The sequence below is a fragment of the Pirellulales bacterium genome, assembly GCA_019694455.1.
Classification (GTDB): Bacteria; Planctomycetota; Planctomycetia; order Pirellulales; family JAEUIK01; genus JAIBBY01.
Genome location: JAIBBY010000003.1, coordinates 171,889 through 183,672, shown reverse-complemented (window position 1 = coordinate 183,672; position 11,784 = coordinate 171,889). Strand labels below are relative to the sequence as shown.

The 11,784-nt window shown below is 62.2% G+C and carries 12 protein-coding genes; 4 read left to right on the top strand and 8 right to left on the bottom strand.

Annotated elements, in window-relative coordinates; all coding sequences use genetic code 11:
- Nucleotides 1-1,114: aldehyde dehydrogenase family protein (locus tag K1X71_02985; GenBank protein MBX7072088.1), on the top strand; the 1,114-nt coding region annotated here is incomplete at its 5' end.
- A 135-nt stretch (nucleotides 1,115-1,249) separates the two neighbouring features.
- Here K1X71_02985 and K1X71_02980 read toward each other — a convergent pair.
- The 3 genes from K1X71_02980 to K1X71_02970 form a co-directional block, all read right to left on the bottom strand.
- The gene (locus tag K1X71_02980; GenBank protein MBX7072087.1) at nucleotides 1,250-1,978 is read right to left on the bottom strand and encodes a hypothetical protein; all 729 of its coding nucleotides are present in this window, start codon (nucleotides 1,976-1,978) and stop codon (nucleotides 1,250-1,252) included.
- A 467-nt stretch (nucleotides 1,979-2,445) separates the two neighbouring features.
- Entirely contained in the window at nucleotides 2,446-3,483 is a 1,038-nt protein-coding gene (locus K1X71_02975) for a hypothetical protein (protein ID MBX7072086.1), read from the bottom strand.
- 66 nt (nucleotides 3,484-3,549) lie between these two features.
- Nucleotides 3,550-5,127, bottom strand: coding sequence for an Hsp70 family protein (locus K1X71_02970; protein ID MBX7072085.1), 1,578 nt, complete (start codon nucleotides 5,125-5,127; stop codon nucleotides 3,550-3,552).
- 347 nt (nucleotides 5,128-5,474) lie between these two features.
- On the opposite strand from K1X71_02970, the gene K1X71_02965 reads away from it, so the two are divergent.
- A complete protein-coding gene (locus K1X71_02965; GenBank protein ID MBX7072084.1) occupies nucleotides 5,475-6,764 on the top strand; it encodes a hypothetical protein in 1,290 nt (429 codons plus the stop codon).
- On the opposite strand, the gene K1X71_02960 is transcribed toward K1X71_02965, so the two are convergent.
- Nucleotides 6,765-7,607: a hypothetical protein gene (locus K1X71_02960; protein MBX7072083.1), complete on the bottom strand. Its 843-nt coding sequence runs from the start codon at nucleotides 7,605-7,607 to the stop codon at nucleotides 6,765-6,767.
- Between the two features lie 306 nt (nucleotides 7,608-7,913).
- On the opposite strand from K1X71_02960, the gene K1X71_02955 reads away from it, so the two are divergent.
- Both K1X71_02955 and K1X71_02950 read left to right on the top strand, forming a co-directional pair.
- Nucleotides 7,914-8,717, top strand: a complete 804-nt coding sequence (locus K1X71_02955) for a HEAT repeat domain-containing protein (GenBank protein ID MBX7072082.1) — start codon at nucleotides 7,914-7,916, stop codon at nucleotides 8,715-8,717.
- A gap of 54 nt (nucleotides 8,718-8,771) precedes the next feature.
- Nucleotides 8,772-9,023 (top strand): hypothetical protein, encoded by a 252-nt coding sequence (locus tag K1X71_02950; protein MBX7072081.1) that lies wholly within the window; start codon nucleotides 8,772-8,774, stop codon nucleotides 9,021-9,023.
- 25 nt (nucleotides 9,024-9,048) lie between these two features.
- On the opposite strand, the gene K1X71_02945 is transcribed toward K1X71_02950, so the two are convergent.
- The 4 genes from K1X71_02945 to K1X71_02930 all read right to left on the bottom strand — a co-directional run bounded on the left by K1X71_02945 (nucleotide 9,049) and on the right by K1X71_02930 (nucleotide 11,770).
- Nucleotides 9,049-9,246: a hypothetical protein gene (locus K1X71_02945; GenBank protein ID MBX7072080.1), complete on the bottom strand. Its 198-nt coding sequence runs from the start codon at nucleotides 9,244-9,246 to the stop codon at nucleotides 9,049-9,051.
- A 111-nt stretch (nucleotides 9,247-9,357) separates the two neighbouring features.
- Entirely contained in the window at nucleotides 9,358-9,735 is a 378-nt protein-coding gene (locus tag K1X71_02940; protein ID MBX7072079.1) for a hypothetical protein, read from the bottom strand.
- 78 nt (nucleotides 9,736-9,813) lie between these two features.
- Nucleotides 9,814-10,395: a DUF1990 domain-containing protein gene (locus tag K1X71_02935; GenBank protein MBX7072078.1), complete on the bottom strand. Its 582-nt coding sequence runs from the start codon at nucleotides 10,393-10,395 to the stop codon at nucleotides 9,814-9,816.
- Between the two features lie 163 nt (nucleotides 10,396-10,558).
- The gene (locus K1X71_02930; protein MBX7072077.1) at nucleotides 10,559-11,770 is read right to left on the bottom strand and encodes an acetate/propionate family kinase; all 1,212 of its coding nucleotides are present in this window, start codon (nucleotides 11,768-11,770) and stop codon (nucleotides 10,559-10,561) included.
- Nucleotides 11,771-11,784: the final 14 nt, after the last annotated feature.

The following is an 11,784-nucleotide window of genomic DNA, read 5'->3' as shown; positions in this document are numbered from 1 at the left end:
GGTCGATTGCTTGCGCTACTACGCCGGCTTTGCCGACAAGATTCACGGCCAGACCATCCCGGTCCGCGGCAATTACTTCACGTACACGCGCCGCGAGCCGGTCGGAGTCGCCGGACAAATCATTCCGTGGAACTTTCCCATGCTCATGGCCGCCTGGAAGTGGGGGCCCGCCCTCGCCGCCGGCTGCGCCGTCGTCATGAAACCGGCAGAGCAGACACCGCTCACCTGCCTGCGCATGGCCCGCCTGGCCCAGAAGGCCGGCATCCCCGATGGCGTCATCAACGTCGTGCCCGGCTACGGCCCCACGGCCGGCGCCGCGCTCGTCAAGCATCCGGGCGTCGACAAGATCGCCTTCACGGGCGAATACCGCACGGCCCAAATCATCATGCGCGATGCCAGCCAAACGCTCAAACGGCTCACCTTTGAACTCGGTGGCAAGAGCCCCAACATCGTCTTCGCCGACGCCGATCTCGACGCCGCGGCGCTGGGCGCTCACTTCGGCCTCTACTTCAACCAAGGTCAATGCTGCTGCGCGGGCAGTCGCCTGTTTGTCGAAGACAAGGTCTACGACAAGCTGGTCGACAAGCTCACGGCGATGAACGAGGCTCGCCGGCTTGGCGACCCGCTCGACCCCGCCACCGAGCAAGGTCCGCAGGTCGACGCCGATCAGTTCAACAAGATCATGCACTACATCGAACTGGGCAAGCAGGAAGGCGCGCAGTGCCTGACCGGCGGCGACCGCTGGGGGGACCGCGGCTTTTACATTCAGCCCACGCTCTTCGCCGACGTGCAAGACAACATGTCGATCGCCAAGGACGAAATCTTTGGCCCGGTGCTGTCGGTGCTGCGGTTCAAGAGCATCGACGAGATTGTCGAGCGCGCCAACAACACCAGTTATGGACTGGCGGCCGCGGTCTGGACCCGCGACATCTCCAAGGCGCATCGACTGGCTGGCGCGATCCGCGCCGGAACCGTGTGGGTTAATTGCTACGACGTCTTCGATGCCGCCGCGCCGTTTGGCGGTTTCAAGATGTCGGGCATGGGGCGCGAACTGGGCGAAAAAGGCCTCGACGCCTACACCGAGACAAAAACCGTCACCGTCAGCCTGGCGTGAGGTTCGGTTCGAACAGTACTTGAGAACCACTGCCAGTGCGACTGTTGACGTGTATCGTCACATAAACAAAAGCGGCTCGGCTTCCGCGAGGCAGAAGCCGAGCCGTTTCGTTTTTCGCAAGCCGATGCCTGACGCCTAGGCGCGGCGACGACGCCAGTAGGTCAGCGCGACGAAGGCGCCTCCCACGGATGCCAACACCAGTGTGCCCGGCTCCGGGATCACGCGGGTCGCCACGATCTGCCCGGTGAGGGTCAAGCTGCCAATCGGCGTGTTGTTCGACTCCACCGGATTGTCGGAGAAGATCGGGATAATCACGGTTTCGATGTTGCCGTTGGTGGTCAAGCTGGCTGGCAGGTTGGTCAGGTTAAGCTGCGAGCCGGTCAGGTCGCCGCTTCCCAGGTTCGAGCGGTAGCCGCCAACGCCGTCGCCATTGCCATCCTCGATAAAGCCGATATCGAGGGTGGACGGCACCACGCCGTTTTGCACCGTGCCGCCGACAAAGTCGAGTTGAATGTTGTAGAGCGCTGCTTGGATGAAGGTGCTCGCGTTGAATCCATATACGTCAGTGCCTGTGTTGCCAGACACGGGATTAAATGGACCCAGCGGATGGATCGCGCCGACGATCGTATTTCCGCCGCTGAAGGTGAGCGTGCCACCGGTGAGATCGCCCGAGAGCGCGCCGCTGTAACTGGCGACAAGCGATCCGGGCTGTTGCTCGGTGAGCGGATAGGTGATTAGCGAGCCGCCGAGCACCAGGCTGCTTTGGCTGGCGTCGATGGTGTAAGAGACCGCGGCGGCGTGCGCGCTGCTGGCCACAAGCGCCAAAGTGGCGCCAAGAGACAAGGCAAATTTTCCGAACGTCATCACTAGCACTCCTCAATGTGGGAAGGTTATTTCAGATCGAATAGGGGCCCCGTCGTCGCAAAACGCGATTGTTCCAACAAACAACGCCAACCGACGAGTGAGAGCCAAGCTAGCGCGAGATCCGCATGCCGACGTGTTTCGCCAGCAAGCCGCGCATCGCGGGAACTGCAGCCATGTCGGTGAGCGTAGAGAATCGCGACCAGAACTTGGACGCGTCGCTCAAACCAACTGCATTAGCGTTCCTCGATAGGTCAATGAACAAAACCGCCGCTAGCGCCCAGTGGGCCGCGAATCAATCGGGTTTGTTCCTTCTGCAAGAAGATCGTTGAGAGAGTTACGCGCTGGCAGAGAAAACTTCGCCGCCGGCTATAACTACTTCGCAGGCTAAGAACTGGCCATTTCGAAGTCAAGGAAATTCATTCAATTTTCCCGATCGGTCGCCCCCGCTGCCGGAGGGGTTTCGGTCGCTACCCGCGGAACTTCAGCGCCGCGAAGGTGGCGCCGGCCGCCACCACCCCTACCAAGATGCCGATCGGCACGCATTGAAAAAAAGTTGGCGATGGCGTCTTGAGCAGCATCTGCGCGAACACCGCGATCATAAAGCCGAAGTTGAACGCGATCAGCGAGAATTTACGCTGCTCCGACTTCTGCTCCGCCGACGTTTTGGTTGACTTGGGTTTGGCTGGTTTGGCCGCCTGTCCATCCTTGGCTGTGCCTGCCGCACCCGCCTGCGCCGGCGTCGGCTTGGGGCCCGCCTTCAATTCCGCCGCGGCCGCCTCTTTGGAGTAGAAGCGGTTGATGGCCATATTCACGCTTTGCACGGTGCATAGCACCGGCCGCACCGGCATGCCAATCCGCAGTCGCAACTCGTCTTCGATCTCTGGTTTCAAGGGATGCGGCGAGGCCATCAGCACCTGGCCATCGTCCACCATCACTGGCACGCACGAGTGTTGGCGGGCCATAATCACCGGGACCTGCGGCACCAGATCGACGTCGACTCCCGTTTCCGCCAGATCGACATATGGCAGTCCCAGGCTCTCGGCGTAGATCTGCATCACGATCTCGGGCTTCGACATCTTTTGCTGCACCAGCGCGTCGTGAATGTCGATTCCCACCGCGTCGGCAAAGCTACGCGCCTTGGCCAACTGCTCCTGGTCGATCACCTTGCGCAAGAGCAACAACTCTTCGATCGTCCTCCGCTTGCCGGGCTGCGCCTGAATGCGTCCTAGCGTGGCGTCGTACTCCGCCTTGCGTTTGGCGTCGGTCAGGCAGAGCATGGCCTTGGCCAGCTCATTCAATAGCTCTTGCGATTGCGCGGCGAATTCGCCGGAAGAGAACTTGCGCACATGCGCGTTCAATTGCCGGTAGTGGCTGCGGATGCGCACCGGATCGTCCTCAAACTTCTTTTCCTTGGTGTTGAGTTTGAGAAGCTGGTAGTAGTTGAGCGGGCGCTTGGTCTCTTCGATCTTGAGCCAATCGCGATAGACATCGAGTTGAGCGGGCATAAGCGGCTTTGCATTCCAGCGGAAGGACGAAACGGCCTGACGCGACGTCGCCGACAATGCGACAGGCTACTCCACTTTGTAGTCGCTCGCCAAGCGGGTGAAGTCATCGATTTGCTGATCGTTCAGGCCGCCACGGCGTTCGATCTCGATGGTGGCCTCTTGGCCTCCGGTCTTGTCCCTAGCTCGCACCAGCACCCGCCCCGCCTGATCGAACGAATAGGTCACCTCAATCGGCGACTTGGCCGGCAGGTTCGGCGGCAGATTCGTCACGCGGCAAGTGCCAATCAGCGTGCAAGCGGCCGGATCGGGCGCGTCCCCCTCGGTCACCTTTACGCTCACTCGCGACTGGTTGGGCTCATTGGTGTAAAAGGTTTGCGACTTTTCGGCCGGCAGCCGCGAGTTGTGCGGGATCATCACGTGGTTGATGTATTTGCCGCTGCGCGGATGCTTGGCCACCACGCCTAGCCCGTGCGAGTTGACGTCCTCCTGCTTGATGGTGGCCAGGTGCTTGCGCACGGTTTCGGCCATCGTGGTTTCGTCGCCGCGATACTTGGCCTCGAGCACCGCCGCATGAATGGCCGCCCCTTGCGCCACCGATGTGTGCGGCGAAATCCCGCGAAACGGCTCCTTGCCCGTCGCCGCCAGAATTCGCTGCGACACGGCGGGCATCAAGGTCGATCCGCCGACGAGCACGATGGAGTCGAGAAATTCCGGGGCCGTGTTCGCTCGATCCAGCACCAGTTCCAGCGTGTCGATGGTGCGTTGCAGCAGATCGGCGGTGAGCTGTTCAAATTTGTCGCGGGTGATCGTCACGGTGTTCGACTTGCCCGCGTGCCGGCAGGGGATGCTGGCCTGCGACTCGGTCGTGAGCGCGATTTTGGCGGTGTCGCAATCGTTGCGCAGCATTTGCACGGTGGCCCGCGATTCGCGTGGGTCGACGCCGTGCCGGCTCTTGAACTCCTCGGCCACATAATCGAGCAGACGGTCGTTCCAGTCGACGCCGCCCAGCCGCACGTCGCCATCGGTGCCGAGCACCTGAAAATGCGTCGGGGTGTAGCGGACTAGCGTCACATCGAAGGTGCCGCCCCCCAGGTCGTACACCATGGCCAGCTTTGGCGCATCGCCTTGTTTTCCGCCCACTCCCAGCTCGCCTTGATGCCAGGCGTAAGTGAGCGTGGCGGCGGTCGGCTCATTGATGATGTCCACCACGTTCAGCCCGGCGATCCGTCCGGCGTCTTGCGTCGCCTTGCGGCGCGCATCGTTGAAGTAATACGGCACGGTGATCACCGCGTTGGCGACGGGGCCAATTTGCGCCTCGGCGTCCTGCTTCAGCTTCTTCAAGATCAAAGACGAGAGAAACTCCGGCGTAATCTCGTGCCCGTCGAAGGTGCGCTTGTATTCCACATGCCCCATCTCGCGTTTGATTCGCTCCACCACATGATCGGGGTCCTCCATGGCGGCGCGGGTGCGGCTGGGGCCGACAATCACATGCCCTGATTCAGCCAACAGAATCAGGCTAGGGATTTCGATTTCGCCATCGTCGTTGGCCAGCGGAATGGGGTTTCCCTCCTCATTCAAATGCGCGATGCAAGAGAAGGTCGTGCCGAGATCAATGCCAACGGTGTGGCCCGGAAGAAATTCCATACGTGAGCTCTAGATCGCTAATCGAGGGGGTGGCTACGGCAGTCGACCACCGGCGTGTCGCGCCCGTGGCGCGGCCCAGGCAGCCGAATAAGGCGACTGTAACAGTCGCGCGGCCCCTTTACCACCAATCGAGCCAATGCGTCGATCGTCACGCAGGCGGCGCGGACTCCGGCGCGTTGTGCTGGCGCCACGAGATTGCCAGATGTCGGGTCACGATTGAAGCCCGATTTCTCCCTGATTAGACTGGCACTTCACAAGTCCAAACAGCGGATATGCCGACGCTCGTCGGCGCTCCCGTGACCGCTCCCACGACGTGGATCGGTCGTCACCCAACGATTGGGTAGGGCATGATCGCAACGCTTCATCGCGCCTCGCAAACTTTCATCTCCCTCGTTGCCTGCCTGTGCCGCCTGCTTGGCTGCCGCAGTTCGCTCTGCGCACGCAATTCGCGTTTCCGCCACCTGGCCGCAGCGGCTTTGCCGCTGCTTTCCAGCTTGCCTGGCGCGCCGGTCAACGTGTATCTCGATTTCGATGGTCATCGGCAACCGTCGTGGGGAGTGTACTCCAACATCGTGTCGCCTCCTTACGATCGCGACGACAAGCTCGCCGAACTGACCGACGAAGAAGCGACCGATGTCCGCGAAGTTTGGGCCCGCGTGGCCGAGGATTTCGCTCCGTTTCACGTCAATGTCACCACGGTCGATCCCCGGGACTACTCCAATGGTCGCGGCGTGCATGTGGTGATTGGCGGCCACTACAACGATTGGTACCGCACCCGTGTCGGCGGAGTGTCGTTCGCCGGCTCATTCATCAACAGCATGCCCAACGTGGTTTACGTGTTTGCCAAGGCGCTGGGCAACGGCGCGCCGCGCTATGTGGCCGATCTTGTCTCGCATGAAGTGGGCCATACCTTTGGCCTGGAAGAGCAAAGCGTGTATGGCGAGCGCGGCCGCCGCGTGCGCGACTACAACTCGGGCGACTCCAAGCTCTGGGGCCCCTTGATGGGCAATAGCCTCTCTGCCGCGCGTTCGATCTGGTTTTGCGGCGCCAGCACCTCGCCGTCGCAAATTCAAGACGATGTGGCGATCATCGCTCGCGACGAAAATGGCTTTGGGCTTCGTCCCGACGATCACTCCGACCACACGGCAGGGGCCCTGCGCGTCAGCGAACGGTTTGCCACCCCCGGCGTGATTTCCACGCTGCGCGACATCGATTGCGTTCGCTTCCACACCGATGGCGGCAAGGTCGAGTTGCAAGTCGATGTGGCCGAGACGGGGCCCAATCTCGATGCTCGGCTGGAGTTGACCACGGCCGCTGGCCGGCTGGTGGCCTACGACGATCCGGCCGATAAGCTGGGCGCGAGCCTCTCTGTTGAGCTTGCCGCCGGCGAGTACTGCGTGCTGGTCCGCAGTCACGGCTCGTATGGCGACCTGGGGCAATACACCTTAAGCGGCGCCATTGAAGAGCGCGGCACGGTGCTGGCGCGGGCCAGCCTCAAGCGCAACACGCCCAGTGCTCGGCGCGATGCCGAAGCGGACTCGCCAAGCGACGAACCCCTGGCCAAAGCTCACCCCACCGGCGCCGAGCGCGAGTCGGGGGCCGCGCCACAGCCAGCGGCCGGTCCCGTTGGCCGTTAGCTAGCGCGGCGCCTCACGCGCCAGTCTGGCTCGCGGTTCGGCCGCCAGTTCGCTGCGTGCTTGGGCGCGCATGCCGACTTCGGCCGCCAATTGCGAAAATCGCTCGCGCACGGCCGGGTCGAGTTCGCGCAGATTCGACGCCAATCGCTGGATGCCCATCTGGTTCACTTCCGCTGTGCGCGACAGCGCTTCGATGAAGCTCGCGGTGACTAGAAAATTGTAGTCGGCCACTCGGCAGACCAGCGGTTGAAAGGTCTTGGCCAGAAAGTCGAGCCCCACATTGTCCAGATGCACGAAGGAGTCGAGTTGTGTCGTCACCTTGTCGTGCCCGTCGCTGCTCTTGGCGTAGCTCGATCGCACCAGCAGCACGCAGGTGCCGGTGATTGGCTGCGTGAACAGCGGACCGTCGTACGAGCCACGGGCAAAGATCAAATATGTGTCGCCGCCCCGATATAGAAATTCCACCTCCCCTTTGGTGCCGTCGCCGTCGTCGGCGCGGTAGGTGTTGGGCCCGGTCGATTGCAGAACCACGTTCTCGATTTCCATCAACTGCCAAATGTTGGCCAGAATCTCGGGATGATTGAGCACAAAGTGGTGCAACTCGGCGTCGCACTGCACCACCGCGCTCGGCATGCGCCGATAGACGCTCGTCTTGCGCAGCACGCTGTGCACCTTTTCCCGTTGCTCGGGGCTTAGCTGATCGAGCGGCATCGCCGCGATCGCCTCTTTGCGATAGGCCGTGCCGCTCGAGCCACGATCTGTCTCGGCGGCGTTGCCACCGGCGCAAAGCCCAATCGCCAACAGCCCCCAGACGGCGATCGAGCGGCGCAAACAACGCGGCATTTTGGGCCAACCCACCATGTATCCCCCCCGGGAAAAAGGCATCGCGCGTGTCGCCGGCGCATCCAGGCGCACAGACGTCTGGCAAGCTGTTCCGGCTGCGGCGACGCTACTGATAATTCGGCTGACAACGGCCAAGCGCCGCACAAAATTCCTGCACGCGCCGCGGCGCAGTTTGGCCATTTCGCCTCAGTTACCGTCAATTGATCTTGTGACCGCTTGCCGACCCGAAGAAAATTGCCCCCCTTGCCCGGTCATCGACGCCGCACTCGCACGGCGCGACGCGGGGCGCGCGAGACAGACCTAATGATGAGCCGCCTCATACTGGTGTTCACGCTGACGCTGCTGATGGTCGCGGCCGTCTGCGGCTGGTGGCTCATCGCGCTGCCGCGCGCGTCGCGGCCCAGCGAGGCGCCACGAGTCGATGTCGCCGCGTTGCTGGCTGAAAAAGGCGCCAGCGCGCCGCGCGTCGACCCGCCAGACCAGGTGCTGGCGCGGTTGCCGGCCGTGGCGCTCGATCGGCCGCGGCGCGACCCGGCCGAGTCGGCGGAACGACCTTCGCGCGAGCCCAAGCTACTGCCGGCGATCGAGGCGCCCCTGCCACTGGCGCCGGAGTCAACGGCGTCACCGTCAACAGTGTCACGGTCGCCGGCGCTCGATTCGAAGGCGGGCGTCCCCAATCGTCCCGCCACGCTCACGGAGCCCCCCGCGCCGGCGCGCGAGCCGGCGCCGGCAGACGACGATCTGTTGGCTTGGATGCGCCTGTTGGCCGACCCGCGCCGCGCCAAGGACGCAGTCGCCCACCTGCGCGCAAGTGGCTTTAATGCGTCGCACATCGAATTGGCGCGGCGGTTCACCAGTGACGAGCCGGCCGTGCGCATGGCGGCGATCCGCTCGCTCACCAAGATTCGGGGCGTGACTCCGGCCGATTGGCTCATCTGGGCCAGCCGCGATCCGGAACCCGAAGTTCGCCGGTTGGCGGCCACGCTGATGATCACCAGCTCCGACCCGCGTTTGCAGGCCGCTGTCGAGACGATGGCGCTGCAAGACCCCGACGCCGAACTGCGCGAGCTGGCCCGCGACGGCATCGACCGCCTGCGAGGCCGCAATTAGGGCGATTCGCAAAAACCGCTCGCGTTGGGCGGCGCGGCGATTACGCTGGTAGGGATGCAAGACACCCGCCCCGTTTGCCGATTTGGACTGTTGCATTTTCTGCTGGCCGTGGCCGCGTTCAGCGCCGCCGGCGGGTTGTTTCGCGTCAGCCAGCAGATGCAACTCGCCGCGCCCAATTTCAGCGCGCTAGCGCTGTTCGCCGCCGCAGCCCTCTTTGGCGGGGCGGTGGCCAGCGTCTCGCGCAACTCGCTGCTCGGCGCCGCGCTCTTTCTGTGGGTCTACCTGGTGCTCGTCGTGGTCGCATAGCATTGCGGCTGGGCACACCGCGCGGCTACTTCTTAGCAGCAACTGTCGCGATCAGGCCGACGCAGCCAACTACCGCGACGGAAATTCCGACCACAGTCAGCGCTAATGAGTCATTGATCGTGCGCGTTGCGGACTGAGGCGCCGCTCCGCTGGCAAAGTTTGAAACCTGCGCGCTCATGGAGCGCAAGAGCGAAAGCCCTACCACGCCGATGCCAAGCAGCAAGACAAGGGACCAAATGGTCAGCAATTTCCGTCTCATGTATCCCACTTCGCCTCAGACAACAGCATGCCACACGCGCCGCCAATCCAAGTGAACCGCACAGCGCGTTTCACTCTAATCAAGTCCAAATCCGGGCATGAAGACGCCGATTGCCAAGGCAATGAGTGTGCATGCCAATGGCATCGCAACGGATAACTTCAACCGCCACGCCGGCGAGCGGCTTACGAGAAATGCCCTTAATCCGAAGCAGACGCCATAAATTATGCCGATAAGCACGAGCTCCCAGAGAACGCTCCAGCCCTTGTTGTCGATGCCGGCGAACTGAACTAGCGCCAGATAAGCGAACAATGGCGCGCACGGCGCCACGAATTCCCACCGATGAAAACGGCAGTCCATCCGATTGCGTCCACATGCCAATCCAATGGCAATGATCAGCGCCGCGCACGGCACAAGGTATAGGAGGGACGCCACAGCGATCGTGCCCAAGTCCATTGTTCGATCGTCCTTTCAACCTGCCCGACACCACCAGCGACATTCGCGGTTCACACTAAAAATTGAGTCATATCCCGCTCACGTCCGCGCGGTCACTGCGGCGTACATCGCCTCGGACGATTCTCGACAAAAGCGGCGCTGCAGCTTGCGCATCAAGGGACTGGCGAGACGTGTCGCAAGCTGATTGGGACGCGAGAACGAATAGATTTCGAACCAAACCCGGTTATCGGTCGTGTCCCATTCGACCAGAAATCGCTCTTCGCCCTTCGCTGCATGATCGGGCAAAGTACCGTAGACGAACTCAAACCGATGCAACGGGCCAGCTTCGTCCACTACTTCCAGGATGCGGCACGCATTCAGCGACCAAAGCATGGATACTCGTGCCAGAATCGCGACGACGCCGCCCACTTCAAGCGGGGCGCCGTCCGGAAAAACGCGGAGCCATCCAAGGCGAAATTGCTGCCATTGTTGCAGACAAATCTTCGCGCGGGCAAAGACCTCGGCTCCCGTCCCCAATTCGCTGCGCGTGCGCTGAACCAGAAACCCCGCTGGAGCCGAATGCGCCGTGGCGCCAACTGCTTCATAGCTGAAGCGCTGTCCGGCTTGGCTATCAAGAAACCGCGCGATCGTTCTGTCGTTCGGGCGACGTGCCAGGATCATGGGGTCAATACTCTCGCTTCGCTTGGCGCTGCCGCGGGGCGACGCATGATAACCACCCGCCGCGCCTGCCAATAGGCTAGGGCGCAGGACATTGGTGTCTCTACATGCGCGCTGGCGTTCCAGGCGGGAATCATTGATCAACTGTTCGAAGTCGCGCCGCCGTTTAGTCAGGGCCACCTATTGGGTTATCCTCGCCAAGGACTCGAATCACATCGTCGAGCATGATGATATCCTCACGTGTCTGCACGACGAGAATTCTGGCGGCCGCCTCAGGTCGAGCGACATCGACATCTGGCGATGCGTTCGCATTGCTTGCAGCGAGATGTAATCCCAAACATTGCAAGCCTTCGCAGATGGACTCCCTGACCTCGGCTCCATGCTCGCCCACGCCGGCAGTGAACACCAGCGCATCGATCCCCCCCATCGTGACGGTCAGCGCGCCAATCGCCTGTCGAACGCGTCGCGAGTAGATCGCCAAGGCCAGTCGAGCTCCCTCGTTCCCCTGTCGCGCTGCCGCAAGCACCTGGCGCATATCGCCTGAGACGCCCGAAACGCCGAGAAGTCCCGACGCTCGATTCAGGGCGAATTCCACTTCCGCTGTATTTAATCGCTGATGCTTCTGGACATAGAGCGCGATGCTCGGATCGATTGAGCCGCAGCGGGTAGCCATCATCAGGCCCTCCAGCGGCGTGAAACCCATCGTGGTATCGATGCACCTACCGTGATGCACTGCCGAGGCCGAGCAACCGTGACCGAGGTGGCAAATCACGAGTCGCAATTCAGCGAGTGGCCGGCGAAGCATCTCGGCAGCGCGCCGACTACAGTACGCATGGCTGAGTCCGTGGAAACCATAGCGACGGATGCCCCATTCGCGGGTCCAGCGCTGAGGCACCGGATAAGTGTAGGCCTCGGGCGGCATGGTTGCGTGGAACGCCGTGTCGAAAACGGCGATATGCGGCACATCTGGTAGCTGACCTTCGGCGGCTGTTAGCGTATCGAGACTCGGCGGATTGTGCAGCGGCGCCACGTCATTCAAGGCCCTGATCCGTTCGCGAACCTCAGGCGTGATTCGAACGGACGCTGTAAAGGGGCCACCGTGCACCACGCGATGTCCAACCGCCCATAATGCCGCGCGAGTTGGTAAGGCAATCGGCTCACGACTAGTCAAGTCGACCAGGAATCGCGTCAATGCTTCGGCGTGTCCGCTCGCTGCAAGCTCTGCCGAATCCGATTTTCCCCCTGGCCCGACGTAACGGTATCGGGTAACAGGACCTGCCCAATCGGCGATGCAGTGGGCGATGGTCCTGCCATCCGTCGATTCGGCGAGTGTGGCCTTGAGGCTACTCGAGCCCGCATTGAGCAACAAAATCTTCATCGGTTCTTAATTCA

Bases quoted from the DNA above. Each gene is read 5' to 3' on its own strand.
- K1X71_02980 (MBX7072087.1), bottom strand. From the start codon at position 1,978: ATGACGTTCGGAAAATTTGCCTTGTCTCTTGGCGCCACTTTGGCGCTT.
- K1X71_02975 (MBX7072086.1), bottom strand. From the start codon at position 3,483: ATGCCCGCTCAACTCGATGTCTATCGCGATTGGCTCAAGATCGAAGAG.
- K1X71_02970 (MBX7072085.1), bottom strand. From the start codon at position 5,127: ATGGAATTTCTTCCGGGCCACACCGTTGGCATTGATCTCGGCACGACC.
- K1X71_02965 (MBX7072084.1), top strand. From the start codon at position 5,475: ATGATCGCAACGCTTCATCGCGCCTCGCAAACTTTCATCTCCCTCGTT.
- K1X71_02960 (MBX7072083.1), bottom strand. From the start codon at position 7,607: ATGCCGCGTTGTTTGCGCCGCTCGATCGCCGTCTGGGGGCTGTTGGCG.
- K1X71_02955 (MBX7072082.1), top strand. From the start codon at position 7,914: ATGAGCCGCCTCATACTGGTGTTCACGCTGACGCTGCTGATGGTCGCG.
- K1X71_02950 (MBX7072081.1), top strand. From the start codon at position 8,772: ATGCAAGACACCCGCCCCGTTTGCCGATTTGGACTGTTGCATTTTCTG.
- K1X71_02940 (MBX7072079.1), bottom strand. From the start codon at position 9,735: ATGGACTTGGGCACGATCGCTGTGGCGTCCCTCCTATACCTTGTGCCG.
- K1X71_02935 (MBX7072078.1), bottom strand. From the start codon at position 10,395: ATGATCCTGGCACGTCGCCCGAACGACAGAACGATCGCGCGGTTTCTT.
- K1X71_02930 (MBX7072077.1), bottom strand. From the start codon at position 11,770: ATGAAGATTTTGTTGCTCAATGCGGGCTCGAGTAGCCTCAAGGCCACA.